This window comes from Massilia oculi, from assembly GCF_017582745.1.
GTDB lineage: Bacteria > Pseudomonadota > Gammaproteobacteria > Burkholderiales > Burkholderiaceae_D > Telluria > Telluria oculi_A.
Genome location: NZ_JAFVIM010000003.1, coordinates 210,041 through 236,326, shown reverse-complemented (window position 1 = coordinate 236,326; position 26,286 = coordinate 210,041). Strand labels below are relative to the sequence as shown.

The following is a 26,286-nucleotide window of genomic DNA, read 5'->3' as shown; positions in this document are numbered from 1 at the left end:
AAGCGCCGTGGAAGCGGCAGGTCCTCGCCGGTCGTTCCGACAGAAGCTGGCCGCCGCGCACGGCACCGTAGAAAAATGAGAAGCGGATTTTCGCAGAAAACACGGGTCCCGGTGAAAGTTTTTTTGCTAGGTTAGCCACTGTTCCGGAAGGGTGGCGCACTCTAGTCGATTCTTCGCCCGGCGCGTCGGATCCCCTCGGTCAATAGCGCCGCAACGAGAGCGCCGACGAGCGGGATCGGTGACAGCGCAGTGACGCTGCCGTGCAGGAAGGCGAACAGCCCCAGCGTGATGCCGAAGGCCGCCACCGCTCCGGTGAGCGTGAGCAGCCAGGTGCGGCGCGCCAGCAGCGTGATGGCGGCCAGCGAGATCGCGATCTGCTGGGCCACCGAGGCGGCGGCCCACTGGCGCTGGCGGTGCAGCGCTTCTTCGGAGCGGCGGTTCGACTCGCCCGACGCCGCTTCCCAGCGCTCGGCCTCCTTGCGGATGACGTCCTTCTCTTCCCGGTAGCGCTCGGCTTCGTCGCGGTAGCGCACGCCGTCGACGCCGGGCAGGGTCGCGGCCAGCTCGGCCAGGTTCTGGCGGCTCGACTTGGCCTGGTAGTGGCTCCAGGCATTGGCGGCGCTGGTCTTTTCCATCGCCGCCTGGGTCTTGTACAGGCTGGCGTCATTGTGCGACGACGTGCCGAGGAAGGCGAACAGGGTGCCGAGCGTGGCCAGCACCGCGATCAATACCGCGATGCGGCCGGCGAAGCCGTCGCCGCCGCGCGAGCCAGGGGGGCGTGCCGACTCGTTCATGGCGTCGCCTCGCGCCGTGCATAGGTCACGAAGGCGTAGTCGAAGCCGTTGGCTGCGCTGTGGTGGGTGTCGCGCGCAGTTTCGCGCCACACGGCCGCGTCAATCGGCGGAAAGAAGGTGTCGCAGTCGAAGACGCGGTCGATGTGGGTGACGATCATGGTGTCGGCGACGTCCATGGCCTGGGCGAAGATCTGGGCGCCGCCGATGATGCTGGCCGGCGCGCCGCCGAGCATGGCGATGGCTGCCTCCAGCGACGCCGCGCGCTCGGCGCCTTCGTGCGACCAGCCGGCGTTGCGCGTGACGACGATGTTGCGGCGTCCGGGCAGGACGCGGCCGATCGAATCGAAGGTCTTGCGGCCCATGATCACCGGCTTGCCGAGCGTGACGCGCTTGAAGTGGGCGAAATCCTCGGGCAGGTGCCAGGGCATCTTGTTGTCGATGCCGATGCCGCCCTTGGCATCGGTGGCGACCACCAGGGTCAGGCGGGCGGCATCGCTCATACGGCCACCGGCGCCTTGATCGCCGGATGCGGATCGTAGCCCGTGATGTCGAAGTCGTCGAAGCGGTAATCGAACAGCGAATCGGGCTTGCGCTTGATCTCGAGGCGCGGCAGCGCGCGGGTCTCGCGCGACAGCTGCAGCTCGACCTGTTCCATGTGGTTCGAATAGAGGTGGCAGTCGCCGCCGGTCCAGACGAAGTCGCCCACCTCGAGTCCGGCCTGCTGGGCCATCATGTGGGTCAGGATCGCGTACGACGCGATGTTGAAGGGCACGCCCAGGAAGATGTCGGCGCTGCGCTGGTACAGCTGGCAGGACAGCTTGCCGTCGGCCACGTAGAACTGGAATAGCGCATGGCAGGGCGGCAGTTTCATCTGCGGCACATCGCCCACGTTCCAGGCCGAGACGATCATGCGGCGCGAGTCGGGCGTGGTGCGGATCTGTTCGAGCACCTGCGATATCTGGTCGATGTGCTGGCCGGATGGCGTCGGCCAATTGCGCCATTGGTAGCCGTAGATCGGGCCCAGGTTGCCTTCGGCATCGGCCCACTCGTCCCAGATGGACACGCCGTTTTCCTTCAGGTAGGCGATATTGGTCGAGCCCTGCAGGAACCAGATCAGTTCATGGATGATCGACTTCAGGTGCACCTTCTTGGTGGTCAGGAGCGGGAAGCCTTCCTGCAGGTTGAAGCGCATCTGGTAGCCGAACACCGAGCGGGTGCCGGTACCGGTACGGTCGGTCTTGATGGCGCCATGCTCTTTCACATGGCGCATGAATTCGAGATATTGGCGCATTGCGTTACGGGTTCGGAGAATCTGACATTTTAGCATTCGGCACCAGTGCCGAGGCAAATCGCCGCAGCGCTTCGCGCACCGTATCGTCAGGCATCGACAGCAGGTTGTCGCCGACATAGATCTCGACGACGCTCGATGCCGGCAGCGCGCCATGCACGGCGCGGTTGAACATCCAGATGCCATGCTCGCGCGCCAGCGCATCGCGTACCGCGAGCGCGCATTCGCGGTCGACCGGCAGATGAATATGCAGCATGTTCGCCTGCGGCGCGACCGGGTTGACGCGCAGTTCGGGATAGGCGCGCAAGGCCTGGTAAAGAAAGCGGGTGCGTTCGAAGTACGCGGGCATCGCGGCCAGCCGCGCGTCGAACCCCATGGCCGCGGCCACGATATACGGGGAACGATGGATGACGTTGCCGCCCTGGCGCCGGAACCATTCGGCGCAGCGGTCCACGAAGGCACGGCTGCCGAGCAGCATGGCGCCGCCCAGCCCGCCGATGCCCTTGTACAGCGACACGTAGACGGAATCGAAGCCGGACGCGATGTCGGCGACATTGCGGCCATAACCGGCTTGCGCCTCCCACAGGCGCGCGCCGTCCATGTGCAGGTGGATGCCGCGGGTGCGGCAATGGCGCTTGATCGCTTCCAGCTCGTCCCAGGCGGGCAGCTGGCCGCCGATCTCGCGCATCGGGATCTCGAGGCCGATGGCGCCGAGGCGGTCCGGCACTGCCGCCAGGTCGGCCTCGACGCAGGGGCGGTGACGGTCGCCGACGGACAGCGCCTGGAAATGGTCCAGCAACTGGTAGTTGGAACGCTCGTGAACGAAGATGTGCGAGGTCGGATGCAGGGCCACCAGCCGGCTACCCCGATCCTCACCCCCGAGGCGCAAGGCCGTGACCTGGGCCATGGTGCCGCTGATGCAGAACACGGCCGCCTCGAAGCCCAGCAGGGCGGCGACCTTGCGTTCGAAGTCCTGGATCAGGGCGCCGTTGCCGTAGACGTCGTGGTCGACGTCGTGCTCCTCGCACCAGGCGGCCATGGCGGCGAAGAGTTCGGCCGGTCGCAGCTGGCGATGGCCGGGGAAGATGGCGTGGCAGCGGCGCTGCAGGTCGGTGTCGGGCAAAGCGGGCTCCTGGAAGGCGAGCCCGCTACTTTATCAGTTCGCGATCAGCGCGCGGCGCTTCGGCGCGGTCAGCGCGGCGGCGTCGCGTTCGTCGGCCAGGCGGAAGCGGCGCACCGAACGCGCCAACGCGTCGGCCTGCTCGTGCATGGCCTGGGCGGCGGCGCTGGCTTCTTCGACCAGGGCTGCGTTCTGCTGGGTCACGGTATCCATCTCGACCACCGAGCGGTTGATCTCTTCGATGCCCTGCGTCTGTTCCTGGCTGGCGCTGCTGATCTCGGAAATGACGTCGGTCACGCGCTGCACGCTGTCCAGCACTTCCTGCATCGTCGCGCCGGCCTGGGACACCAGCTGGCTGCCGGCGTCGACTTCGCTGTTGGAGGCGTCGATCAGCACCTTGATTTCCTTGGCGGCGGCGGCCGAACGCTGCGCCAGGTTGCGCACTTCGCTCGCGACGACCGCGAAGCCGCGGCCCTGTTCGCCGGCGCGCGCCGCCTCCACGGCCGCGTTCAGCGCCAGGATATTGGTCTGGAACGCGATGCCGTCGATGACGCCCGTGATGTCGGAGATCTTGCGCGACGCCTGGGAAATCGAATCCATGCGCGCCACCACCTGCGACACCGTGCTGCCGCCCTTCTGGGCGACCTCGGAGGCGCTGCGGGCCAGCTGGTCGGCCTGGCGCGCATTGTCGGCGTTCTGGCGCACGGTCGTGGTCAGCTGGTCCATCGACGAGGCGGTGGTGGCCAGGCTGGCCGCTTGCTCCTCGGTGCGGCTGCACAGGTCGAGGTTGCCGGTCGAGATTTCCTGCGAGGCGGTGGCGATGTGCTCGGCGCCGTCGCGCACCTGGCCGACCACGCTCGAGAGGCGCGCGCCGATCTCGTTGATGGCGCCGGTGAGGCGGCCGATCTCGTCGTCGCGCCGGGTCTTGACCTGGGCGGTCAGGTCGCCGTCGGCGATGCGGGTGGCGACCGCCTGCACCTCGGCCAGCGGACGGGTGACGGTGGCGCGCACCAGGAAGTACAGCACGGTGGCCAGCACGGCCAGCGCCGCCAGGCCGAATACGATGAAGCGGTTGCGCAGCTCGGTCGCGGCGGCGGTGATCTCGTCGCGGTAGGTGCCGCCGGCGATGACCCAGTTCCAATCCTTCATCTCCGAATAGGCCGCGAATTTTTCGCGCGCGCGCAGCTCGCCCGGGTTCTGCCAATCGTAGCTGATCGTGCCTTCTTTCTTCTCCAGCATCTCCTTGATGAAGGCATGGCCGTCGGCCGACTGGCTGTCGAGGATGTTCTCGCCTTCCTTGTTCGGGTGGACGATCAGGTCGCCATAGGTCTTGGGCGCCGACGACAGCACGAAGAAGTAGCCGGTATCGCCGACCTTGACGGCGCGGATGCGCTCCTTGAGCGCGGCGACGTCGGCGCTGATGTCGACCCCGACGTAGAGCGCGCCGACGACCTTGCCGGCCGCGTCGCGCACCGGCTCGTACTGGGTGATGAACTGCTTGCCGAACAGCGTGGTCAGGCCGACATAGGTACGGCCGGCGCGCAGCGCCGGGTAGGCCGGCGAGGCCTTGTCGAGGGCGGTGCCCACCGCGCGTTCGCCGTTTTCCTTCTTGACCGAGGTCGTCACGCGCACGAAGTCCTCGCCGGAGGCGGCGAAGATGGTGGCGTTGCCGCCGGTGCGGTCGGTGAACGCGTCCGGGGCGCTGAAATCGAGGTTGAGCGGATGGCCGGCCACGCTCAGGGTCGGCACCTGGCGTCCGCCGACGTCGACGACCGTCGCCTCGTCCAGCGCGAAGTCGCCCGGCAGGCCGGCGCGGAAGATGCGGCCGAAGCTGACGGCCTGGCTGCTGACGGTCTTGTTGAAAAGCTCGACGGTGCTGGTGACGCCGTGCAGCTCGTTCCTCACGCTGTCGATGGCGCGCCGTTCCAGCATGCCGGAGGTCAGGACGGTGATGGTCGCGATCAGGGCGGCGATGATGGCGCCGGCCAGCAGGAAGGTGACGGCACTGATGCGCGTGCCAACATTCCAGCTGGCCGGACTAAATTTGCGGTTGCTCATGTATTGTGAGGGAAAATAGGGGGGATATAACCCCGGATCATACCTCGCAAACTTTTCGTGCCGCAACAATTAGTGAGTTTTGGAATGCTACCTGGTATCCCCGCTACAACAGCTTGCTGGATCGCTACGTAGTACCACGAATTGCTTCATGTGCGTGTTTACGCTGCCACCGGCGCATGCGTTTGGAACTGCAGCGCCGCCAGGTTGGCATACACGCCACGCAGCGCGATCAGCTCGGTGTGGGTGCCGGATTCAACGATCCGGCCCTCGTCCAGCACGATGATGCGGTCGGCGCGCTGCACCGTCGCCAGGCGGTGGGCGATGATGATGGTGGTGCGGCCGACCATCGCGGCTTCGAGCGCGCGCTGCACCAGGCGTTCGGACTCGGCGTCGAGCGCACTGGTGGCTTCGTCCAGCAGGAGCAGCGGCGGGTTCTTGAGCAGGGCGCGCGCGATCGCGATGCGCTGGCGCTGGCCGCCCGACAGGCGCACCCCGCGCTCGCCCAGGAACGATGCATAGCCCTGCGGCAGGCGTTCGATGAAATCGTGGGCCGCGGCCATCTTCGCCGCCGCGATCACCTCGTCGTCGCTGGCGTCAGGGCGGCCGTAGCGGATGTTTTCCATGGCGTCGAGCGAGAAGATCACGGTGTCCTGCGGCACGATGCCGACCGCGCCGCGCAGCGTGTGCAGGGCCAGGTCGCGCACGCCGACGCCGTCGAGGCGAATGCTGCCCGCCTGCGGATCGTAGAAGCGCAGCAGCAGCTGGAACAGGGTGGTCTTGCCGGCGCCGGAAGGACCGACCACGGCCACCGTCTCGCCGGGGCGGATGTCGAGGGCCAGGTGCGACAGGGCAGCTTCGTCCAGGCGCGACGGGTAGGCGAAGGTCACGTCGTCGAGCGTCACGCGGGCGCCGTTCTCGGTGCGCGCGGGAAGAAGCCTGGGCTGCAGCGGATCCTGGATCTCGGATTGCGCGTCGAGCAGCTCGAGCAGGCGTTCGGTGGCGCCGGCGGCGCGCTGGGCGTCGCCCATCACTTCCGACAGGGCGCCGACCGAGCCGGCCACGATGCCGGCGTACAGGATGAACTGGCCAAGGTCGCCGCCGGTCATCGTGCCTTCGAGGACGGCGTGGGCGCCGAGCCACAGCACGAACACGATGGCGCCGAACACCAGCACGATGGCCAGCATGGTGAGCGTGGCGCGGGCGCGGATGCGGCGCATGGCGGTGGTGAAGGCGCCTTCGACCTCCTTGCCGAAGCGGCCGGATTCATGGCCCTCTCGGGTAAACGCCTGCACGGTCGGCATCGCGTTCAGGATTTCGCCGGCCACCGCCGAGGCGTCGGCGATGCGGTCCTGCGAATCGCGCGAGAGCTTGCGCACGCGGCGGCCGAACAGCACGATCGGCAGCACCACCAGCACCAGCAAGCCCAGGATGATGGAGGTCAGGCGCGGGCTGGTCACGAACAGCATCACCAGGCCGCCGAAGAACAGCAGCGTATTGCGCAGCGCCAGCGAGATGCTGGTGCCGACCACGGTCTGGATCAGTGTGGTGTCGGTGGTCAGGCGCGACAGCACTTCGCCGGTGCGGGTGGTCTCGAAGAATTCGGGGCTCTGGCGCACGACGTGGCCGTAGACCGCGCTGCGAATATCGGCGGTGACGCGCTCGCCCAGCCAGGACACCATGTAGAAGCGCGCCGCGGTGGCCACCGCCAGCACCGCGGCCACGCCGAACAGGGCCAGGAAGGTGGCGTTGATGTGTTCCAGGCTGCCGCCCTCGATCGCGGCGCCGGCGGCCGCGGTCGCGCTGGCGGCGCCGAAGCCCAGGTCGATCATCTGCTTGAAGGCCGCGGGAATCGCCAGCGTGGCGCCGGCCGCGAACAGCAGGGCGATGCCGGCCAGCAGGAACTGGCGGCGGTAGGGACGCAGGAAGGGGCTCAAGCCCCTGAGGGTGGCCAGGCTGCTCTTGCGGGATGGTTCTTGGTCGGTCTTGCTGGTGTTACGGGTGGTCATCGTGTTTTGGTGTGTCGGTCGTTCTTGTTATCGTTATTGTTATTAAAGCTTCATGGCTTGCACATAGCCGGTCATCTCGAGATAGCCGCGGCCCACCCGGCGGCCGTTCTGCTGGATCGTGACCGCGCCTTCCCAGTACACGGCGCCGGTCGAGCGGCGCGAATCGAGTTCCTGGTCTTGCTGCAGCGGCACCACCTGCCAGCTTTCGGTCCCCGTGGTGATCGTGGTCGCGATCGGATACGTGGCGCCGGTGCGCGGCGATTTCCAGTGCGTCTGCGGCGCGAATGCGATCTGCCCGGGCGCGTAGTGCACCACCTTGCCGGCCTTGTCGCGCCGGGTGGCGTGCGCCCATAGTTTACCACCTTGGCGGTCGCGGATCTGGAAAGCCATCAGGGCGCCGCCGTCGTCGAGGTTGGCGCCGACCCAATCCCAGCCCACGGCGTCCGGCTGCAGCGCCTCGCTCGACCATTCGTGGTCGAGCCATGCGCTGCCGCTCACCTGGGTGGCCGCCATGCCGGCGCGGCCGACCGTGCCGGATACTTCCAGGTGCGGTTCGCTGTAGTAGTAGCTCGCGTGCTGGGCGCTGGGGCCCTTGCGCGAATAGCCGCCCTGGCCCTGAACCAGCACCGGCTGCGTCGGCTTCAGGCGCAGTTCGAGCGTCAGCTGGTTGGAGCGGATGGTGACGCGGTAGACGCCGTTGGCGTCGCGGACCATGCGCCAGTCGTCCAGTTTCAGGTCGGTGTTGCCGGGCCGCGCCCAGGCCATGCTGAAGCCTTCGCGCGCGCTGCGCTCGTCGTGCACCAGGCGGCCGACCTGCGGATCGGACAGGGCCGCGTGACCGATCACCAGCTGGCGCGGCGCGAAGTGACTCGGATTGGCGTTGTCGGCGCCGGTGCGGCTGCGAAAGAAGGTCACCTGGAAGCCGAGCGGGCGCTGGTCCGGCGTCTCGACCCAGCCGGTGACGTACCACCACTCGGTGCGAAATTCCGGATGGGCGCCGTAGTCGCGCGGGAACGACAGGCCGGCGCCGGGGGTGACCGGCGCATACACGGGCGCCGCGGCATGGGCAGACAGCGACAACAACACCAGCAGGCACAAAATAAAACGCATTACCAATCCTCTCTGACCGCGCGTACCGGGCCGCCGGACAATGCCTGGCGACCCGAGACGAGCGCGGTAGCAACCGATGCAATGACCAGCACCGCGGCCACGCTGCCGAGCAGGGGCCAGGGCAGGTGCAAGCCCATGGTCCAGTGGAAGGACTGCGGGTTGATCACGTACACCAGGATCAGGCTGATCACCAGCCCGAACGCGAAACCGGCGACGACGCCGAGGCTTGTCAGCAGCCCGCCTTCGAAGGCGAGCAGCTGCAAGACCTGGCGCCGGGTGACGCCGACGTGGCGCAGCATACCGAATTCTCGCGCCCTTGCCAAAGTCTGGGCCGAAAAACTCGCCGCGATGCCCGACAGGCCGATGGCGATCGCGATCGCCTCGAGCAGATAAGTGACGGCGAAGCTGCGGTCGAAAATCTTGAGGCTCGTGGCGCGGATGTCGCCGGGCCGCAGCAGGTTCAGCGAAGCGCCGAACGGCAGCGCGCGCAGGCTGCCTGCAAGCAGAGAGGCGTCCACGCCGCGCGCGGTCCACAGGGCGGCGTCGGTGACCTCTCGCTCGCCCGTCAGCCGCCGGTAGTCCTCCAGCTGGATCACGACCGAGCCGCCCTGGTTGGCGTAGTCGCGCCAGGCGCCGGCGACGAAGAACTCCACCTGCGCGCCGCCCAGGGGCAGGGCCAGGTGCTGGCCGACGCGGGCGCCGTACAGGTCGAGCATCGCTTCCGACACCCAGGCCGGGCGGGCGCCGGAGGGGATCGGAGCGCTCTCTCCGACCAGGTACAGCAGGCGTGCCGGATCGCTGGCGTCGATGTCGCGGGCGATGACGACGATCGGCGGCCGTTCGGGCGACAGTGACACGCGCCGGGTGCGCAGGAACTGGACCTTTTCGACGCCGGGCAGGCTGGCCAGCGCGGCCTGCTGCTCGCCGCTCAGGTAGCCGGTGCCGCCGGCATCGACCGTGCGTACGTACAGGTCGGCCGGCAGGATGTGGCCCATCCAGTCGTCCACCGAGACCCGGAAGCTCGACACCATGATCCCCATCGCCACCATCAGGCTGAAGCTGGCCAGGATGCCGCCCAGGGCGATCGAGGCCTGGCCCGGCGCATTGGCCAGGCGCGCCAGCGACAGCGCGAGCACCGCCGGACTGCGCTTGCTCCGCCCGAGGACGGCTTCGAGCGTGCGGAAGGTCAGCGCCGCGAAGCGCGGCATCAGGCCGATCCCGCCGACCAGCAGCAAGGCGATCGCGAGGTAGCCGAACAGCGGCAGCTCGAACACCGGCGGCGCGAAGGAGAATGCTGCGGCCAGCGCCAGGCACACGAAGGAGGGCCAGACCCGCGCCAGGCGCGCGAGCGGCGCTTCGTCCGCGCCGGACTTGATGGCCACCGCCGGCCGTGCGCGCGCCGCTTCCCATGCCGGCGCCAGGCAACCCAGCAGCGCCACGCCCAGGCCCAGCGCGAAGAACACGATGGCGGCGCCGGGCGTGAACGCGACCTGCGGCTTGACGCCGGGGAAGTAGCCGGCGCCGAGGTCGCCGCCAAAGAAATGCAGTGCGGCGGCAGCCAGCCCGTAGCCGGCGCCGATGCCGAGCAGCGCCCCGAGCACGCCCAGGCTGCCCCCTTCGAGCAGCACCTGGCGCAGCAACTGTCCCCGTTCGAGGCCCAGCACCCGCAGCAGCGCGAACTGGCTGCGCCGGCGCATCACCGACAGCGCCTGCGTCGAAAACACGAGGAAGGCGCCGGTGAACAGCGCCACCAGCGCCAGCACCGTCAGGTTGACGCGGTAGGCGCGGCTCATGTTCGCGGTGCGGCTTTCCTGGTCCGCGTCGTTCGGCTGGCCAACCGTGAAGCGGCCCGGCCAGGTTTTATCCAGTCGGGCGGCGAGATCGCGCTGGAAGGCGGCGCGGTCGACGCCGTCGCGCAACTTGAGGTCGACCCGTGACAGCTGGCCCAGCCGGTTGAGGCGCCACTGGGCGGCGCCGATGTCCATCACCGCCAGGCGCTGGCCGGCGCGGGCGCGCAGGATCGGTCCGGCCACGCGCAGGGCGACTTCGCCGGTGCCGGCGCGCAGCACCAGGGTGTCGCCGCGCCGTTTATTCAGCCAGGCCTCGGCCGCCGGCGACAGGAACAATGCGTCGTCGGCCAGGATGTCGAGCCGGCGGCCTTCGCCCGTCACGCCGAGCAGGTCGGGCGAGATGGCGCCGGCGCGAAACGGGTCGATGCCGACGATGCGCAGTGGACCGTCGGCCCCCGGCACGCCGGCCTGGACGTCGAGGATGGGCGAGGCCAGCGCCACTTCGGGATGTTCGGCCAGGAAGGGGTAGACGGATTCGTCGAACAGCGGCTCGCGGCCTTGTACCTGGATGTCGGCCTGGCCCGACAGGCTCTTGACGGCGGCCGAGAATTCGTTGAAGGCCGCCGCGTTGATCAGGTGGATGGCAAAGCCCATCGCCACCCCGACGGCGATCGCCGCGATGGCGACCAGCGCCCGCACCGGATGCGCGCGCCATTCTCCGAGCAGGAGCCAGCGCGACAGCTGGCTCAGGCCGGGCATTCCACCGCCAGCGTCTCGATCTGGCGCCGCACCTTGATCCGGGCCGCCTCCTTGGCGTCGCCGCGCGTGCGCGCCAGGTCTTCTTCGAGCCACTGGCGCTGCAGGCGCAGCTTGTCGCAGCGCTTGCGCAGGGCCAGCGCCGCGCGGCGGGCGCGATCGCGGTCGCGCTCCTCGCGCAGGGCCTGTTCGGCGCGCTGCTTGTCGATACCCAGGACCATGTCGCGCGCGCGGTCCAGGCGCGCCAGCGTCTCGGGATCGGGCGGGGGCGCGGCGCGCACGGGCAACTCGGCGCCGGCGCCAGGGCAGGGGCGGTCGGCGTAGGTCACGCGGCCGCCCTCATGGCATTTGTAGACAGCGCCCGCGGCCTGCGCCTGGCACAGGATGCAGGCCGTGACGATCGCAAATAAACGGTGCATGCGTGGCTCCCGGTCATAGTATCTTCCCGGGATTCATGATGCCGAGCGGGTCGAGCGCGGCTTTGATGGCACGCATCATGCCAAGTTCGACCGGCGACTTGTAGCGCGCCAGTTCTTCGCGCTTGAGCATGCCGATGCCGTGTTCGGCCGAGATCGAGCCGCCGAGATCCACGACCAGGTCGTGCACGATGCGATTGACGTCCGCCTGGTGTTCCAGGAAGGCCGCATGCGATTCCCCGGCCGGCGGCGCCACGTTGTAGTGCAGGTTGCCGTCGCCAAGATGGCCGAAGGTCACCGGCTGGCAGCCGGGAAACGCCTGCTGCAGCGCGGCGTCGGCGCGCGCGATGAAGTCGGGAATGCGCGACACCGCCAGCGAAATATCGTGCTTGATGTTCTTGCCGGCCGCCGCCTGCGCCAGCGGGATGTGTTCGCGCAGCCGCCACAAGTCCAGGGCCTGCTTGTTCGAGGTCGCCACCACGGCGTCGCGCGAAAGGCCTACCTCCAGCGCCTCGCCTATGCTCGATTCCAGCAGCCCGTGTGCATGCTCATCGGACTCATTGCTCGAAAGCTCGACCAGGGCGTATTGCGGATGCCGGTCCGCGAACGGCCGCGGCAGGTCGGGAAACTGCGCCGCGACCAGATCCATGCAGAACGATGACATCAGCTCGAATCCGGTCAGCGCCGCCCCGCAGCGCGCCTGCAGCAGGCCGAGCAGCTCGACGGCCTGGCGCGGCAAGTCGAGGGCGACGAGGGCGGTGAGGGCGGCGCGCGGCGCCGGATACAGTTTCAGCACCGCCGCCGTGATCACGCCCAGCGTGCCCTCGGCGCCGATGAAGAGCTCGCGCAGCGCATAGCCGGTATTGTCCTTGCGCAGGCCCCGCAAGCCGTCCCAGACCTCGCCCTGGGCATTGACGACTTCCAGGCCCAGGCACAGCTCGCGGGTATTGCCGTAGCGCAGGACAGCGGTGCCGCCGGCATTGGTCGACAGGTTGCCGCCGATCGTGCAACTGCCTTCGGCCGCCAGCGACAGCGGATACAGCATTCCGGCCTCGCCCGCCGCGGCCTGAACGTCGGCCAGGATGCAGCCGGCCTCTACCGTCATCGTGCGGTTCAGGGGATCGATGGCGCGGATGCGGTTCAGGCGCCGCAGCGACAGCACGATGGCCGCGCCCGAGGTGTCGGGAACGCTGCCCATGACCAGGCCGGTGCGGCCGCCTTGCGGGACGATGGGGACGCGCGCCGCGGCGCAGGCGGCGACGATGGCGGCCACTTGCGCGGTATCCAGGGGTAGCACCACCGCCAGGCCGCGTCCGCTGTAGCGGCCGCGCCAGTCCGCCATGAATGGCGCCATCGTCGCTTCATCGGTGATGACGTGGGCGCCGCCGACGATCGCACGGCAGCGCGCCAGCAGGTCATCGACATGCGCGTCAGCCATGCGGTACTTTGACCTTGTCCAGTAACTCCTTGGCCAGGCGCTGTGCTTCTTTCTTGTAGGGGCGCAGGTAGAGCAGGGCGCAGAAGTAATACACCACGACCAGGGCGATCTCGCCGATGGCCATCTGGCGCGAGGCCGCGCTCTGGTCGGCCCAGGCGCGCACCACGCCTTCGGCAAAATAGATCAGGATCAGCATCGACGACCATTGCAGGGTGTACAGGTCGCGTTTGATGACGCCGCGCAGCGGCAACAACAGGGGCAAAGCCTTCAGGGCCAGCAGCCAGCTACCGGGCTGCAGGGGCGCCACGTAGGCTTCCCAGGCGACCAGCCAGCCGATCAGCCAGATCAGGCTGGCGATCGCCCCCACGTGAAAGACTTTTTTTCCTGTTCCCATCAGCGGCTTCCCTGCAGTTTCAGGGCCGCCTCTGCCAGGCGGCGACCGAGCGCAATCGCCAGCGTACGCTCTTCTTCGGTGACGGGGCGCTTGCCATCGACGCCGGCCCAGTGGGTCGCGCCGTAGGGGCTGCCGCCGCTGGCGGTGTTCATCAATTCGGGATGGGTATAGGGCAGGCCCATCACCATCATCCCGTGGTGCAGCAAGGGGATCATCATCGACAGCAGGGTTGCCTCCTGGCCGCCGTGCAGGCTGCCGGTGGAGGCGAACACCACGGCCGGCTTGCCGGACAGCGACCCATTGACCCATTCGGTCGCGGTACCGTCGAGGAAGTATTTCATGCTCGCGGCCATATTGCCGAAGCGCGTAGGCGAGCCCAGCGCCAGGCCAGCGCATTCGCGCAGGTCGTCCAGTTCGACGTAGGGCGAGCCCTGGTCGGGAATCCCGGGCGCGGTCGCTTCGGCCACCGACGAGACCGGCGGCACGGTGCGCAGCCGGGCTTCGGCCCCCGGCACGCTGTCGATGCCCTGGGCAATCAGTTCGGCCAGCTTGCGCGTGGCGCCATGGCGCGAATAGTAGAGGACGAGGATGCTCAGTGGGGTCGTGTTCATCCTTGGTATTATAGTGCGGTTTGTTGAAATGACATGCCTGTGAAGATGACGAGAACGGTGAATCCAACACCATGCTGAACAAGACGCTGAACGAGAAGGTGAGCGGCTTGTCGCGTGCCGGCGGCGAGTTCGTCAATGGAAGCGCCGAGCGCAGCCTGACCTGGCCGGAAGCGCGCGACCTGGTGCGCTTCGCCGCGCGCCGCCTGCGCGAAGAGCGCCTGCCGCAGGTGGCGGGCAGCCTCACCTTTACCACGACGCTGGCGCTGGTGCCGCTGCTCACCATCGTGTTGGCCATTTTTACGATGTTCCCGGCCTTCGGCCAGGTGCGCGAGATGATCGACGCCTGGTTCGTGCAGAACCTGATGCCCAAGGCGATCGCCAGCACCATCAGCGGCAACCTGACCCAGTTCGCCGACAAGGCCAAGGGCCTGTCGGCCCTCGGCGCGGTCGCGCTGCTGTTCACCACGGCCGCCACGATGAGCCTGATCGAGCGCGTGTTCAACCAGATCTGGAGCGTGCGCCAGCCGCGCCCGCTGCCCCAGCGCCTGCTGGTCTACTGGGCCTTGCTGACCCTGGGCCCGCTGCTGTTCGGCCTGTCGATCAGCTTCACCTCGCAACTGGTGGACGTGACCGGCGGCCTGGAGCGCGATGCCTCCCTGCTCGGCACCCTGTTCTTCACCCTGGCCTCGGTGGCGGTCACCACCGCCGGCTATACCTTGCTGTACGTCGTGGTGCCGAACCGCAAGGTGGCCTGGCGCGATGCCTTCTGGGGCGCGCTGGCGGCGGCGCTCGCCTTCGAGATCGCCAAGCGCGGCTTCGGCCTGTTCATCCGCCAGTTCCCGACCTACGCCATCATCTATGGCGCACTGGCGGCGTTGCCTTTGTTCCTGGTCTGGATCTATGTGACCTGGATGATCACGCTGGTCGGCGCGGTATTGACGGCGGCGCTGCCGGTTGTCAAGCACGAGCGCTGGTGGTACCAGCCGGCGCCAGGTGGCGCCTTCGTCGACGCGATGTCGGTGCTCAAGGTCTTGTATGGCAGCGCCAGGCTGAGCGGCAATGCGCTGGTGGCCGGCAGCACGATCCGCGATCACACACGGATCGGCTACGACGAGATGGGACGCCTGCTGGAGCGCATGGTGGCCGAGGGCTGGGTCGGCCGGGTGCAGGACGAAGCCCCGGCACGGGTGGGCTGGCATTTCCACCGCCGCGGCAGCCAGGAGAACTGGGTGTTGCTGGCCGATCCGGCAAGCTTGCGCCTGGCCGACGTCTACCGGCTGTTCGTGTTCGATTGCGCGGCGGCGGAAAGCATGCAGCGCGAAGACGGTGTTGCGGACACGCCGCTGGCGCTGGACGTCGGCGACCTCGCGCGCCAGGTCGAGGAGGCGGTCGAGGCGGGGCTGGACCAGACGCTGGCGGCGCACTTCGGCGATCCCGAAGAAGCCGTGATGGCGGACATCGAGGCGCGCGCCACCAGCTGAGCTTGCCGGTCCGGCGGGCGCTTTCTTGACTCAGGCTATGTTTTGACGCGTTGGCCGGGCCGGCGATATTGCCTCCGGCGAGACTCACGCTTAGGCTGAAAACACTGTCCGGGAATCAATACCGGGCGTGTTTTCCAGCCAGGAGCGATGATGAAAACCATGCCAATTCCTTTCCTCGCCCAGCCGTTTGGCGCAATGACGGCCGCGCTGCTGCTCGCTACCTGCGCCGCATATGCCGCCGAGCCGATCTCGCCGATCGTGGCGGTAAAAGTGACCGACCCCGCCAGGGTCGACCTGGGCAAGAAGCTGTTCTTCGATCCGCGCCTGTCGCGCTCCGGCTTCATTTCGTGCAACTCGTGCCATAACCTGAGCATGGGCGGCTCGGACAATATCACCTCGTCGATCGGCGACCGCTGGCAGAAGGGGCCGATCAATTCGCCGACGGTGCTCAACTCGCGCCTGAACCTGGCGCAGTTCTGGGACGGTCGCGCGAAAGACCTGAAGGAGCAGGCCGGCGGCCCGATCGCCAACCCCGGCGAGATGGCGTTCACGCACGACCTGGCGGTGGATATGCTGCGCTCCATTCCGCAATACGTGACCGAGTTCAAGGCCGTGTTCGGCCACGACAAGCTCACCATCGACGAAGTCACGTCCGCCATCGCCGCCTTCGAGGAAACGCTGGTCACGCCCAACGCGCGCTTCGACAAGTGGCTGCAGGGCGACAAGACGGCGATCAACCAGCAGGAACTGCGCGGCTATGAGTTGTTCAAGAGCAGCGGCTGCATCGCCTGCCACAACGGCCCCAATTTCGGCGGCGCCTCGTTCCAGAAGATGGGCCTGATCGAACCTTATAAGACGACCAACACGGCCGAAGGCCGCTTCGCCGTCACCAAACAGGACATCGACCGGTTCTACTTCAAGGTGCCGACCTTGCGCAACGTCGAGCTCACCTATCCCTACTTCCACGACGGCGCGGCCGACACCCTGGCCCAGGCGGTGGACACGATGGGCCGCCTGCAGCTGGGCCGGAAGTTCAGCGAGGCCGAGATCGCCGACGTGGTCGCCTTCCTGAAGACGCTGACCGGCGACCAGCCCCGGGTCGTGCTGCCGATCCTGCCGCCGTCGAGCGACGCGACCAGGAGGCCTCAGCCTTTCGACTGAACCTCGCGGGCATCCCTGGCGAAGCGAAGCAGGGCGTCGAGGACGGCGTCCGGCGCTTCGCTCATCATCGCGTGGCCGGCGTCCACCCCGATGACCCTGGCATGCTCGATCCGGCCGGTCAGCAACTGCGCCGAGCGCGGCGGCGTCATCATGTCCTTCTTGCCCTGCACGAACAGCGTCGGGCAGGCGACCGAGGCGGCCGCGGCTTCGCCGTTCGCATACGCATTGCAGGCCGCGAAATCCGTCAGCAACAGCTGGGGCGCGCCGCGCGCCGCCATGCGCTGCATCAGGCGCCGCGCCGTGTTGATCACCGAGGCGCCGGGGCCGGCGGTCGAGGGGCCGGGCAGCCAGGACGCATGCGACCAGGCGGCGACCATCTCGATGGCCGCGTCCTCTTCGGTACGCGCGGCTTCCAGCAGCGTGTCCGACACCCGCATCGGGTAGGTGGCGCCCAGCAGGGCCAGTCCGCCCACGCGCTGCGGCGCGAGGTGGGCCGCCTCCAGCGCGATGAGCGAGCCCATGCTGTGCCCGGCCAGCAGCGCGCGACCGGCGCCGGCCGCATCGAGCAAGGCGAGCACCCAGGCGGCCATGGCCTCGACCGTGGACAAGGGTGGGCCGCCGCTGCGGCCGTGTCCCGGCAGATCGGGCGCCAGCACGGCGTAGCCGCGGTGGGCGAGGGCGCGGCTTTGCAGGGCCCACACCGAATGGTCGTTTTGTGCGCCGTGGATCAGCACGATGACCGGCAGCGTGGGATCGAAGGCCTTGCCGCCGGTGTAGCAATACGCTTGATGCGAATGGACGGTCAGCAGCATCTTCACGCTCCCTTCGCGGCCAGCTTCAGGCCACGCTTGAGGTCGTCGATCAGGTCGTCCGGGTCTTCCAGCCCGACCGACAGGCGGAGCAGGCCCTCGGTGACGCCGCTGGCCGCCAGGTGCTCGGCCGGCACCCTGAAATGGGTGGTCGACGCGGGATGGATGACGAGCGACTTCGCGTCGCCCACGTTCGCCAGATGCGAGAACACCTGCAAACCGTCGGCGAAACGGCGGCCGGCCGCGCGGTCGCCTTTCAGCTCGAAGGTGAAGACGGCGCCGCAGCCTTTCGGCAGCAGGCGCTGCGCCAGCGCGTGGTCGGGGTGCGATTCCAGCTCCGGATAGGACACCGACGCCACCATCGGCTGGGCGGACAGGAACTCGACCACGCGCCGCGTATTGGCGACGTGGCGCTCCATGCGCAGGCCGAGCGTCTCGATGCCCTGCAGGATGGCGAAGGCATTGTGCGGGCTCATGCTTGCTCCGAAGTCGCGCAAGCCTTCGCGCCGCGCGCGCAGGGCGAAGGCGCCGACGGTCGATTCCTCGCTGAACACCATGCCATGGAAACCGTCATACGGCTCGCACAGGGTGGCGAAGCGCCCGCTGCGCTCGTGCGCCGCCTGCCAGTCGAAGGTGCCGCCGTCGACCAGCAGGCCGCCGATGGCGGTGCCGTGGCCGCACAGGAATTTGGTGGCCGAATGGAACAGCAGGTCGGCGCCCAGGTCGAAGGGGCGTTGCAGGTACGGTGTGGTGAAGGTCGCGTCGACCATCAGCGGCAGGTCGTGCGCGTGCGCGAGTCCCGCGATGGCCGGGATGTCGAGCACGTCGAGCCCCGGATTGCCCAGCGTTTCGCCGAACAGCAGCTTGGTCGATGGCGTGATCGCGGCGCGCCAGGCATCGAGGTCGCGCGGATCGACGAAAGTCGTCTCGACGCCGAACCTGCGCAGGGTATGGGCCAGCAGGTTGTGCGAGCCGCCGTACAGGGCGCGCGAGGCCACGATATGGTCGCCGGCGCCCACCAGCGTGCTCAACCCCAGGTGCATCGCCGCCTGGCCGCTGGCGGTGGCGATGCCGGCCACGCCGCCTTCGAGCGCCGCGATGCGCTCTTCCAGCACCGCATTGGTCGGATTCGAGATGCGCGAATACACATGGCCGGCCTGCTCCATATTGAACAGCGCCGCGCCGTGCCCGGAATCGCGGAAAGCGAACGAGGACGTGAAATGGATCGGCGTGGCGCGCGCGCCGGTGGTGGGATCGGGGGCGCTGCCCGCGTGCAGGGACAGGGTGTCGAAACCGGGAGGTCGGGGAGCGCTCATGCTGGACCCATGGTGAGTTAGGATGGCGCATCCTAGCAGTTATGGCTCTTTGCGCAATCTGCGCTGCACCATCGATGAACGTCGCGCGCACCATGATGCAGCGCAACGCTGGATTTTTTGGCGAGCATAGGCTACAGTCGGTGTTATGCCTTATACAAATTTATCCAGTATCAGCAATATTGACGAAGCGGGGGTGGCGAACATGAAAGTTTCGGAAATCCTGCAAGTGAAGGGCAATATCCTGTACACCGTGACGCCCGACCAGCCGCTGGTCGACGCGGTGACCACGATGTCCGAGAACGATATCGGTTCGCTGGTGGTGATGGAGTATGGCGACCTGGTTGGCATGCTGACCTTCCGCGAAGTGCTCAATGCGCTGCACGCGAACGGCGGCTCGGTCGGTTCCGGCACCGTGCGCCGCCACATGAACGACAGCCCGATCACCGTGACCCCGGACACCGAAGTCAACGAGGTGCGCCGCATCATGCTCGAGAAGCATGCGCGCTACCTGCCGGTGATGGATGCCCGCACCCTGCTGGGCGTGATCTCGTTCTACGACGTCGCGCGCGCCGTGCTGGAAGCGCAAAGCTTCGAGAATCGCATGCTCAAGGCGTATATCCGGGATTGGCCGGCCGAGCAGAACGCGCCGGACTAAGAGCCGCAAGGTTGGCGGCATCGCCGCCAACCCGACGGGGTAACGCCAGGGTCACGCCGCGCGCGTCATCGGATTCCCCGCCAGCCACTCCAGCAGCCCTTCCGGCGACAGCGGCCGCGCATACAGGAAGCCCTGCGCCAGCGGGCAGCCGAGCTGGCGCAGGATCTGCGCCTGCCGTTCGTCCTCGACCCCTTCGGCGATCACCGACAAGCCCAGGTTGCGGCCCAGCTGCACCACCATCTGCGCGATGCTGCTGCCGCGCGCCGATCCCGTGATCTCGGTGACGAAGGTGCGGTCGATCTTGAGCCGGTCCACCTGCAGGCGCTGCAGATGCGAGAGCGACGAGAAGCCGGTGCCGAAATCGTCGATCGCGATCGACACGCCGGTGCGCTTGACCTGGGCCAGCTTCTCGACCAGCAGCGCCGGTTCTTCCATCGCCATCGATTCCGTGATTTCCAGCTCGATGTAGTCGGGCGGCGCGCCAGTGTCGGCCAGCGCGCGCCGCAGCATGTCGACGAAGTGCGGATGCCGGAACTGCACCTGCGAGACGTTCACCGACATCGTGAAGTCGCGGTGGCCCGCCGCGCGCAGGCGCATCAGTTCGGCGCAAGCCTGGCGCAGTACCCATTCGCCGATCTCGACGATCAGGCCCGAGTATTCGGCGATCGGGATGAAGCGGTCGGGCGGCACCAGGCGGCCGTCGTCCAGGCGCCAGCGCAGCAGCGCCTCGGCGCCGAACGGGCGATTGGTGGCCAGGTCGACCTGCGGTTGATAGTGCAGGAACAGCTGGCCGCGCTGGAAGCCGCTGCGCAGCGCGTGCATCATGCGCACCCGCTCACGGATCTCGACGCCCATGCTGCGCGAAAAATAGAAGTGGCCGGCGCGCTGCTGCGACTTGGCGCGCTTGAGCGCAATGTCGGCATCCTTGAGGGCGTCGGCGCCGCTGCCGTCGTGCTCGAGCAGTCGCACCAGGCCGAGCGTGCTTGACACCAGCACGTCCTGGCCGTCGATGCGGAACGATTCGCGGAACAGGGCCTGGATCTGGGCCGGCTGCAGCGCGTCGGTCTCGCCCAGCAGGCAGAAGATGTCGCCGCCGATGCGGCCGATCTCCAGGCCAGGGGCCAGGCGCGATTTCAGGCGCTGGCCGACCGCCACTAGCAGCAGGTCGCCGAAATGGTGGCCGAGGGCGTCGTTGGTTTCGGCAAAGTGGTCGAGATCGACCAGGGCCAGCACCGAACCGGCGCGGCGCGGATTGGCCAGGGCGGCGTCGAGCAGTTCGATCATGCGGGTGCGGTTCGGCAGGCCGGTGAGCGGATCGTGGAAGGCCGACTTGTTCAGGCTGGTGACCAGTTCGCAGTTGTCGAGGCATACCGCGACCATGCCGCAGAACACCTTCAGCAGGCGCCGCTCCACCTCGTCGATCGGACGCTCGAGCGGGATGCAGGCCACGAAATCGCGTCCCGCCTTCCCCGGGAAGTACATATTCAGCAGGCCGTCCTCGGCGCCGCACTGGCGCTGGAGCAGGGTGCGCCCGGCGGCGACCGCGAAATGGCCGCTCAATTCACGGCCGTCGAGGTTGCGGCAGGCGCCGGCGGCGGCCACCGCGCGCAGGGTCTCGGGGCGGCCATGGCCACTGTCGCGGGTGCACAGCACGCCCTCGGGCGGCTGGCCGACCAGACGCCCGGCCTGGGCCAGGATGCCCGCCGCCACGTCGCGCACGCCGTGCAGGGCCATCAGCTCGGCGCAGGCCGCGACGATGCGCTCCATGCCGATGCGGTTGGCCTCGAGCGCGCGGATCTGCTGGTAGGAACGGATCGCGGCCGCCACCGTCGTATACAGCTTGGTGCGGGTCAGCTCGGACTTGGTGCGGTAGTCGTTGATGTCGTAGCCGCGGATGGCTTCCATCTCGGGCGCATAGCCGGGCTGGCCGGTGCGCAGGATGATGCGCACGTCGTGCAGGCCCAGCTCGTCGCGGATGCGGCGCACCAGCAGCAGGCCGGCGTCGGCGCGTTCCATCACCACGTCCAGCAGGACGACGGCGATATCCGGTTGATGCGCCAGCAGCTCGAAGGCTTCGCCGGCGGAATAAGCGTGCAGGAAGACCAGCGGGCGGCCCTGCATCTCGACGTTGCCGAGAGCGAAGGTAGTGGTCGAATGCACATCGGCATCGTCATCGACCACCAGGATCCGCCATGCTGGACTCGGGGATGCGGCGGCGGCGGCTTCGTCGGCAAAGACGAGGTCGTCAATAACGCTGTCATCCTTCAGTGGTCCCGAGGGCGTAATCGATGCTGGCATGTGCTACGTCTCCAGGTTGGCTCGGCATGGATAACTTCAGTATATATGCAATTGTAAAAAGGCAAGGGTACGATCCGGCTCGCCGGTGAAAAATATATCCTGATGGAAACATATTTGCGACAGTCGCTCGTGCGATGTTCGTTTCTGCTTGCCAGACGGCCTGTTAAAATGGTAATTCGATCAATCCGAATTCATCACTCCCATGTCCGGCAATACATTTGGCAAGCTGTTTTCCGTCACCACCTTCGGCGAATCGCATGGTCCCGCGATCGGCTGCGTCATCGACGGCTGCCCGCCCGGCATGACCCTCTCCGAGGCCGACATCCAGCCCGAGCTCGACCGCCGCAAGCCCGGCACCTCGCGCCACGTCACCCAGCGCCAGGAGGCTGACCGGGTCGAGATCCTGTCCGGGGTCTACCAGGGCGTCACCACCGGCACCCCGATCGCGCTCCTGATCCGCAACGAGGACCAGCGCAGCAAGGACTACGGCAATATCGCCGAAAGCTTCCGCCCGGGCCATGCCGACTACACCTATTGGCATAAATACGGCGTGCGCGACCCGCGCGGCGGCGGCCGTTCGTCGGCGCGCCTGACCGCGCCGGTGGTCGGCGCCGGCGCCGTCGCCAAGAAGTGGCTGCGCGAGAAGTACGGCACCGAGCTCATGGGTTATATGAGCGCGCTGGGCGATATCGCCGTGCCGTTCGAGGGCTGGGAACACGTGCACGCCAATCCCTTCTTCGCCGCCACCGGCGACGCGGCCCTGCTGCAGCGCATGGAGGAGGCGATGGACCAGCTGCGCCGCGACGGCGACTCGATCGGCGCGCGCATCGACGTGGTGGCGCGCGGCGTGCCGGTCGGCCTGGGCCAGCCGATCTACGACAAGCTCGACGCCGACATCGCCTACGCGATGATGGGGATCAACGCGGTCAAGGGCGTGGAAATCGGCGCCGGCTTCGCCTCGGTAGCGCAGCGCGGCTCGGAGCATGGCGACGAGCTGACCCTCGAAGGCTTCGTCGGCAACCATGCGGGCGGGGTGCTGGGCGGGATCTCGACCGGCCAGGACATCACGGTGTCGCTCGCGATCAAGCCGACGTCCTCGATCCGCGTGCCGCGCCGCTCGATCGACAAGGCCGGCAATCCGGCCACGGTCGAGACCTTCGGCCGCCACGATCCCTGCGTGGGCATCCGCGCGACGCCGATCGCGGAAGCGATGCTGGCGCTGGTGCTGATCGATCATGCCCTGATGAACCGGGCGCAGTGCGGCGACGTGCAGGTCGCCACGCCAAAATTGAAATGAGTTGGGGGTGGGTTGGTCGGCTTCGCAGTCCAACCCCGCCATGTCGCGGCCGCGTCAGACGCGCGTCACGATCGCTTCCATCTGATGCCGCCGCTCGACCGTGCGCACCACCAGCGCGCGCAGGTCGTTCAGCAGCGAGAACTCGGTCTGGCTCAGGATCACCTGCGGGAAGCTGTCGTCCCAGTCGCCATAGATGAAGCCCGCCGGCTGCCCGTGGGCGCACAGCGGAATGATCACGAAGCAGCGCGCCTCGGCCAGCGTGCCTTTCCACCAGCCCGGCAGCTTGGTCGCGAACTTGGTGTCGTGCGCGTTCTCGATGAAGATCACGCGGTCGCTTCCCAGCGCCGCGTGGAACACGTCCGGCTCGTAGACGTCGTCGAACGCCAGGTTCGGCAGCATCGCCTTGACGTCCTCGCCCAGTCCCAGGCGCGCCGAATAGCGGCCTTCGCGCCGATTGCGAAGAAAAGCGAACGAGCGCGTGAACGACAGGCCCTTGTGCATGGTCTCGAGCGCCATCGAGATCATCTGGCCGGCGGTGGCGCTGGCGCCGGCGTCGCGCATGTCGGCCACGCCGCTCATCAGGATCTTGTTGCCGGCAATACGCTTCCTGGTGGCCGCGGCCTGTTGCGCACGTTTTTCGGCCGGCTTGGACAGCGGCGCGATCGACAGGTCGGACGCGGCTTCCACCTTGGCCTTGTCGATCGAGGCCAGGATGCCGCTCGCCGGCAGGCCCAGCATCGGCGCGAAGCTTTCGGCCAGTTGCGCGACCTTCTCGGCGCCGGCCGCGTCGTCGGCCCACAGGGCGTCGGCGGCCTGGGTCGACATGCTGCCCAGCGCGGCCAGCCAGTCCTCGTGGGCGAAGCCCTCGAAGCGCTCGCCCGGCTCGACCCGGCGCATGCCGGCCACCAGGTTGCGCGGCAGGCCCCAGTGGGAGGCGGTGGCGCGGCCGACTTCTTCCAGCGACAGGCCGAGCACCTCGTGGGCCGCGCTTTCTTCGCGGCCTTCGCCGGCGGCCTCGCGCATCCTGGCCCAGCGCTCCGGCATGTAGAATGTCAGCATCATGCGGCCCAGCGAGTGCAGGATCGAGCACACCACGGCTTCTTCCGGGTCGCGCGAGCGGGCGTCGGCCGCCAGCTGCTGCGCCACCATCCCGGCCAGCACCGCCTTTTCCATCTCGACGTGGGCGGCCTCGGTATCCGGGCTGCTGCGGTTCAGTTCCTCGATCAGCTTGAGGCCCAGCGCCAGGTGGCCGATCGACTCGGTGCCCAGCACCAGCACCGCCTTGGAGATGGTGTTGACGTGCTGGCCGAAGGCCGCATACATGCTGCTGTTGGCCAGGCGCAGCACCTTCTGCGTCAGCACCGGATCGGACAGCACCGTCTGCGTCATCGAGAAGTCGCGCTCGTCCTCGCCGCGCATCGAAGCCAGGATGGCGTTGATGGCCTTGGTGAAGCCCGGCATGTCGCCCTGGCGCCGGATGCGCTCCCACAGCAGGGCGAGGGTGGCTTGCGACTTCGCCGAGTATGGGATGGCGGCCGGCGCAGTGGCCGTGATGCTGGCTTGTGTGGTCATGATTTTCCTGTCCGGTGGTCGACCGGCAGAAGCGCGGTATAGAGATTTTCCTTGAGCGCCGTGACGGCCACGTTGGCCGGCATCGGCTTGCCCGTCAGGTAGCCCTGGACGTAATGGCAGCCCTGGTCGTCCAGCCAGGCCAGCTGCTCCTCGGTCTCGACGCCTTCGGCCACCACCGACAGGGAGAGGTGGCCGGCCAGGTCGAGTATCGCGCTGCAGATGGCCGCGTCCTTGGTCGACGCCGGCAAGTCCTTCACGAAGGCGCGGTCGATCTTGAGCACCGAGATCGGGAATCGCTTGAGGTAGGCCAGCGACGAGTAGCCGGTGCCGAAATCGTCGATCGCGATGCGCGCATGGCGCTCCACCATGCGGGCCAGGATGTCTTCGGCATGCGCCGGGTCGATCATCAGAGTGCCCTCGGTGATCTCGAGCACCAGCTGGCGGCCGTCGAGGCCGGACAGCGCCAGCGCGTCGTCCAGCACGGTCAGGAAACGGTCGCTGCGGAACTGGCGCGGGCTGATGTTCACCGAGATGTAGAGCTCGCGCCCCGCCACTTCCTGGAACTGGCGAACCTGCATGCAGGCCGCCTTCAGGGCCCAGGCCCCGAGCAGGTTGATCAGGCCGTTGTTCTCGGCGATCGGGATGAAGCGCACCGGCGGCACCATGCCCAGGGTCGGATGCTTCCAGCGCATCAGGGTCTCGAAGCCCTCGATGACGCGGCTGCGGGCGTTCATGATCGGCTGGTAGTAGAGCAGGAATTCGCCCTCGCGCACCGCATTGAACATGGCCGCTTCGAGCGAGATGTCGTGTTGCGGCGGGCCCTGGTCGCCGGGGCTGTAGACCACGGCGCGGCCCTTGCCGGTTTCCTTGGCGCGCGACAGGGCGGCGTCGGCCAGCGTCACCAGGCGCACTTCGTCTTCGGCGTGGTCCGGATAGACCGCCACGCCGATCGAGGCGCCCAGGTAGATCGTGTGGCCGCCGGCCTCGAAGGGCGACTGCAGGGTGGCCATCAGGCGGCCCGTGACGAGCTTGATCTGCGGCTCGGTGAAGGTCCCCGGCAGCACCGCCACGAACTCGTCGCCGCCCACCCGGGCCAGGGTGTCGCTGTCGCGCAGGGTGCGGCGCAGGCGCACGGCGGCCATCTGCAGGACGGTGTCGCCCAGCGGGTGGCCCAGGCCGTCGTTGACCTTCTTGAAGCCGTCCAGGCCGATGGCGGCGACCGAGAAGCCGTGGCCCGAGCGGCGCGCATTGGCGATCACCATCCGGATCCGGTCCGACAGCAGCACCCGGTTGGGCAGCTCGGTCAGGGCGTCGTGGGTCGCCATGTGGCGCAGGCGTTCTTCGGTCGCATGCTGGACCGACATGTCGCGGCCGATCACCAGCAGCGGCGCCTCGTCGCCGGTGGCCAGGCGCGCAATGCGTAACTCGAACCAGATGTCGCGCTCGCCGGAGCGGAACCGGGTCTCGACCAGCACCGCCTCGTGGCCGGCGGCGGCGCCGGCCAGCGCGTTGCGCAGTGCAGTCTGGTCGATCTCGTGCACCAGCGACACCAGCGAGCACCCGGCCTCGAATCCCGACAAGCGCCGTGCGCGCGTGCCGGCCGCATGGATCGCGCCGTCGGGCGCGACGCGGAACACGGCGTCGCCGGCCGTCTCCAGCAAGCCGTCGAGCAGCGCCGCGGGCAGCACCGCCGCCTGCACGGGAGCGGCGGCCGGCTGGGGCGGGGGCACGGCGGAGGAACTGGTGTGCATGTTGTCCAGGAGCTTTCTTGCTTTATTGTTGCGGCACGTGCACGTCATGCCAATGTCACATGTGAATCCGTGCAAGTCTACCAAACCAGAGATGACTCTATCACTGAAAAATTCCGCAAAGCATTAGAAAGCACAAGTCATGCGTGATTTCATCCTTTGTTGAAG

At 67.9% G+C, this 26,286-nt stretch carries 21 protein-coding genes; 4 read left to right on the top strand and 17 right to left on the bottom strand.

The window, feature by feature from the left end:
• Positions 1 to 161 precede the first annotated feature (161 nt).
• The 12 genes from J3U95_RS05225 to wrbA form a co-directional block, all read right to left on the bottom strand.
• The gene (locus J3U95_RS05225) at positions 162 to 794 is read right to left on the bottom strand and encodes a DUF4337 domain-containing protein (protein ID WP_208277578.1); all 633 of its coding nucleotides are present in this window, start codon (positions 792 to 794) and stop codon (positions 162 to 164) included.
• Positions 791 to 1,294 carry a dihydrofolate reductase gene (locus tag J3U95_RS05220; protein ID WP_208277577.1) on the bottom strand — a complete coding sequence of 168 codons (504 nt, stop codon included), beginning with the start codon at positions 1,292 to 1,294 and terminating at the stop codon, positions 791 to 793. Before J3U95_RS05220 ends, J3U95_RS05225 begins: the two co-directional genes overlap by 4 nt.
• Positions 1,291 to 2,085: a thymidylate synthase gene (thyA, locus tag J3U95_RS05215; protein WP_208277576.1), complete on the bottom strand. Its 795-nt coding sequence runs from the start codon at positions 2,083 to 2,085 to the stop codon at positions 1,291 to 1,293. The genes J3U95_RS05220 and thyA overlap by 4 nt, the downstream gene beginning before the upstream one ends.
• 4 nt (positions 2,086 to 2,089) lie before the next feature.
• Positions 2,090 to 3,205 carry a threonine aldolase family protein gene (locus tag J3U95_RS05210; protein ID WP_208277575.1) on the bottom strand — a complete coding sequence of 372 codons (1,116 nt, stop codon included), beginning with the start codon at positions 3,203 to 3,205 and terminating at the stop codon, positions 2,090 to 2,092.
• A gap of 33 nt (positions 3,206 to 3,238) precedes the next feature.
• Positions 3,239 to 5,260 carry a methyl-accepting chemotaxis protein gene (locus tag J3U95_RS05205; RefSeq protein ID WP_208277574.1) on the bottom strand — a complete coding sequence of 674 codons (2,022 nt, stop codon included), beginning with the start codon at positions 5,258 to 5,260 and terminating at the stop codon, positions 3,239 to 3,241.
• A gap of 158 nt (positions 5,261 to 5,418) precedes the next feature.
• The gene (locus J3U95_RS05200; RefSeq protein WP_208277573.1) at positions 5,419 to 7,266 is read right to left on the bottom strand and encodes an ABC transporter transmembrane domain-containing protein; all 1,848 of its coding nucleotides are present in this window, start codon (positions 7,264 to 7,266) and stop codon (positions 5,419 to 5,421) included.
• A 42-nt stretch (positions 7,267 to 7,308) separates the two neighbouring features.
• Positions 7,309 to 8,376, bottom strand: coding sequence for a lipocalin-like domain-containing protein (locus J3U95_RS05195; RefSeq protein WP_208277572.1), 1,068 nt, complete (start codon positions 8,374 to 8,376; stop codon positions 7,309 to 7,311).
• Positions 8,376 to 10,925 carry an FtsX-like permease family protein gene (locus J3U95_RS05190; protein WP_208277571.1) on the bottom strand — a complete coding sequence of 850 codons (2,550 nt, stop codon included), beginning with the start codon at positions 10,923 to 10,925 and terminating at the stop codon, positions 8,376 to 8,378. The genes J3U95_RS05195 and J3U95_RS05190 overlap by 1 nt, the downstream gene beginning before the upstream one ends.
• A complete protein-coding gene (locus tag J3U95_RS05185; RefSeq protein WP_208277570.1) occupies positions 10,913 to 11,341 on the bottom strand; it encodes a DUF4124 domain-containing protein in 429 nt (142 codons plus the stop codon). The genes J3U95_RS05190 and J3U95_RS05185 overlap by 13 nt, the downstream gene beginning before the upstream one ends.
• A 13-nt stretch (positions 11,342 to 11,354) precedes the next feature.
• Positions 11,355 to 12,776 (bottom strand): FAD-binding oxidoreductase, encoded by a 1,422-nt coding sequence (locus J3U95_RS05180; protein WP_208277569.1) that lies wholly within the window; start codon positions 12,774 to 12,776, stop codon positions 11,355 to 11,357.
• Positions 12,769 to 13,170 (bottom strand): DUF2069 domain-containing protein, encoded by a 402-nt coding sequence (locus J3U95_RS05175; RefSeq protein ID WP_208277568.1) that lies wholly within the window; start codon positions 13,168 to 13,170, stop codon positions 12,769 to 12,771. Before J3U95_RS05175 ends, J3U95_RS05180 begins: the two co-directional genes overlap by 8 nt.
• Positions 13,170 to 13,781: an NAD(P)H:quinone oxidoreductase gene (gene wrbA, locus J3U95_RS05170; protein ID WP_208277567.1), complete on the bottom strand. Its 612-nt coding sequence runs from the start codon at positions 13,779 to 13,781 to the stop codon at positions 13,170 to 13,172. Before wrbA ends, J3U95_RS05175 begins: the two co-directional genes overlap by 1 nt.
• A gap of 71 nt (positions 13,782 to 13,852) precedes the next feature.
• Between wrbA and J3U95_RS05165 the strand changes: the two genes are divergently transcribed.
• Positions 13,853 to 15,262, top strand: coding sequence for a YihY family inner membrane protein (locus tag J3U95_RS05165; protein WP_208277566.1), 1,410 nt, complete (start codon positions 13,853 to 13,855; stop codon positions 15,260 to 15,262).
• 159 nt (positions 15,263 to 15,421) lie between these two features.
• Complete coding sequence (locus J3U95_RS05160) at positions 15,422 to 16,423, top strand: cytochrome-c peroxidase (protein ID WP_229519661.1); 1,002 nt, start codon at positions 15,422 to 15,424, stop codon at positions 16,421 to 16,423.
• On the opposite strand, the gene J3U95_RS05155 is transcribed toward J3U95_RS05160, so the two are convergent.
• Both J3U95_RS05155 and J3U95_RS05150 read right to left on the bottom strand, forming a co-directional pair.
• Positions 16,408 to 17,235 carry an alpha/beta fold hydrolase gene (locus tag J3U95_RS05155; protein ID WP_208277564.1) on the bottom strand — a complete coding sequence of 276 codons (828 nt, stop codon included), beginning with the start codon at positions 17,233 to 17,235 and terminating at the stop codon, positions 16,408 to 16,410. The genes J3U95_RS05160 and J3U95_RS05155 overlap by 16 nt on opposite strands.
• Positions 17,236 to 17,237: 2 nt before the next feature.
• Complete coding sequence (locus J3U95_RS05150; protein ID WP_208277563.1) at positions 17,238 to 18,548, bottom strand: O-acetylhomoserine aminocarboxypropyltransferase; 1,311 nt, start codon at positions 18,546 to 18,548, stop codon at positions 17,238 to 17,240.
• Positions 18,549 to 18,750: 202 nt separating this feature from the next.
• Between J3U95_RS05150 and J3U95_RS05145 the strand changes: the two genes are divergently transcribed.
• Positions 18,751 to 19,203 (top strand): CBS domain-containing protein, encoded by a 453-nt coding sequence (locus J3U95_RS05145; RefSeq protein WP_109343652.1) that lies wholly within the window; start codon positions 18,751 to 18,753, stop codon positions 19,201 to 19,203.
• A 51-nt stretch (positions 19,204 to 19,254) separates the two neighbouring features.
• Here J3U95_RS05145 and J3U95_RS05140 read toward each other — a convergent pair whose 3' ends face one another.
• On the bottom strand, positions 19,255 to 21,501 hold the full coding sequence (locus tag J3U95_RS05140; protein ID WP_208277562.1) for a GGDEF/EAL domain-containing response regulator: 2,247 nt from the start codon (positions 21,499 to 21,501) through the stop codon (positions 19,255 to 19,257).
• A 202-nt stretch (positions 21,502 to 21,703) separates the two neighbouring features.
• Here J3U95_RS05140 and aroC point away from each other — a divergent pair, with 202 nt between their 5' ends.
• Positions 21,704 to 22,798: a chorismate synthase gene (aroC, locus tag J3U95_RS05135; protein ID WP_123071712.1), complete on the top strand. Its 1,095-nt coding sequence runs from the start codon at positions 21,704 to 21,706 to the stop codon at positions 22,796 to 22,798.
• 54 nt (positions 22,799 to 22,852) lie between these two features.
• Here the strand turns inward: aroC and J3U95_RS05130 are convergent, their stop codons facing one another.
• Together J3U95_RS05130 and J3U95_RS05125 are read right to left on the bottom strand one after the other, a co-directional pair.
• Positions 22,853 to 24,370, bottom strand: a complete 1,518-nt coding sequence (locus J3U95_RS05130; protein ID WP_208277561.1) for an HDOD domain-containing protein — start codon at positions 24,368 to 24,370, stop codon at positions 22,853 to 22,855.
• The gene (locus tag J3U95_RS05125; RefSeq protein WP_229519648.1) at positions 24,367 to 26,121 is read right to left on the bottom strand and encodes a putative bifunctional diguanylate cyclase/phosphodiesterase; all 1,755 of its coding nucleotides are present in this window, start codon (positions 26,119 to 26,121) and stop codon (positions 24,367 to 24,369) included. The genes J3U95_RS05130 and J3U95_RS05125 overlap by 4 nt, the downstream gene beginning before the upstream one ends.
• Positions 26,122 to 26,286 lie beyond the last annotated feature (165 nt).

Bases quoted from the DNA above. Each gene is read 5' to 3' on its own strand.
- J3U95_RS05145 (WP_109343652.1), top strand. From the start codon at position 18,751: ATGAAAGTTTCGGAAATCCTGCAAGTGAAGGGCAATATCCTGTACACC.
- J3U95_RS05190 (WP_208277571.1), bottom strand. From the start codon at position 10,925: ATGCCCGGCCTGAGCCAGCTGTCGCGCTGGCTCCTGCTCGGAGAATGG.
- thyA (WP_208277576.1), bottom strand. From the start codon at position 2,085: ATGCGCCAATATCTCGAATTCATGCGCCATGTGAAAGAGCATGGCGCC.
- J3U95_RS05180 (WP_208277569.1), bottom strand. From the start codon at position 12,776: ATGGCTGACGCGCATGTCGATGACCTGCTGGCGCGCTGCCGTGCGATC.
- J3U95_RS05175 (WP_208277568.1), bottom strand. From the start codon at position 13,170: ATGGGAACAGGAAAAAAAGTCTTTCACGTGGGGGCGATCGCCAGCCTG.
- J3U95_RS05140 (WP_208277562.1), bottom strand. From the start codon at position 21,501: ATGCCAGCATCGATTACGCCCTCGGGACCACTGAAGGATGACAGCGTT.
- J3U95_RS05150 (WP_208277563.1), bottom strand. From the start codon at position 18,548: ATGAGCGCTCCCCGACCTCCCGGTTTCGACACCCTGTCCCTGCACGCG.
- J3U95_RS05200 (WP_208277573.1), bottom strand. From the start codon at position 7,266: ATGACCACCCGTAACACCAGCAAGACCGACCAAGAACCATCCCGCAAG.
- J3U95_RS05160 (WP_229519661.1), top strand. From the start codon at position 15,422: ATGCCAATTCCTTTCCTCGCCCAGCCGTTTGGCGCAATGACGGCCGCG.
- wrbA (WP_208277567.1), bottom strand. From the start codon at position 13,781: ATGAACACGACCCCACTGAGCATCCTCGTCCTCTACTATTCGCGCCAT.
- J3U95_RS05130 (WP_208277561.1), bottom strand. From the start codon at position 24,370: ATGACCACACAAGCCAGCATCACGGCCACTGCGCCGGCCGCCATCCCA.
- J3U95_RS05220 (WP_208277577.1), bottom strand. From the start codon at position 1,294: ATGAGCGATGCCGCCCGCCTGACCCTGGTGGTCGCCACCGATGCCAAG.
- J3U95_RS05185 (WP_208277570.1), bottom strand. From the start codon at position 11,341: ATGCACCGTTTATTTGCGATCGTCACGGCCTGCATCCTGTGCCAGGCG.
- J3U95_RS05195 (WP_208277572.1), bottom strand. From the start codon at position 8,376: ATGCGTTTTATTTTGTGCCTGCTGGTGTTGTTGTCGCTGTCTGCCCAT.
- J3U95_RS05125 (WP_229519648.1), bottom strand. From the start codon at position 26,121: ATGCACACCAGTTCCTCCGCCGTGCCCCCGCCCCAGCCGGCCGCCGCT.
- J3U95_RS05155 (WP_208277564.1), bottom strand. From the start codon at position 17,235: ATGCTGCTGACCGTCCATTCGCATCAAGCGTATTGCTACACCGGCGGC.
- J3U95_RS05225 (WP_208277578.1), bottom strand. From the start codon at position 794: ATGAACGAGTCGGCACGCCCCCCTGGCTCGCGCGGCGGCGACGGCTTC.
- J3U95_RS05205 (WP_208277574.1), bottom strand. From the start codon at position 5,260: ATGAGCAACCGCAAATTTAGTCCGGCCAGCTGGAATGTTGGCACGCGC.
- J3U95_RS05165 (WP_208277566.1), top strand. From the start codon at position 13,853: ATGCTGAACAAGACGCTGAACGAGAAGGTGAGCGGCTTGTCGCGTGCC.
- aroC (WP_123071712.1), top strand. From the start codon at position 21,704: ATGTCCGGCAATACATTTGGCAAGCTGTTTTCCGTCACCACCTTCGGC.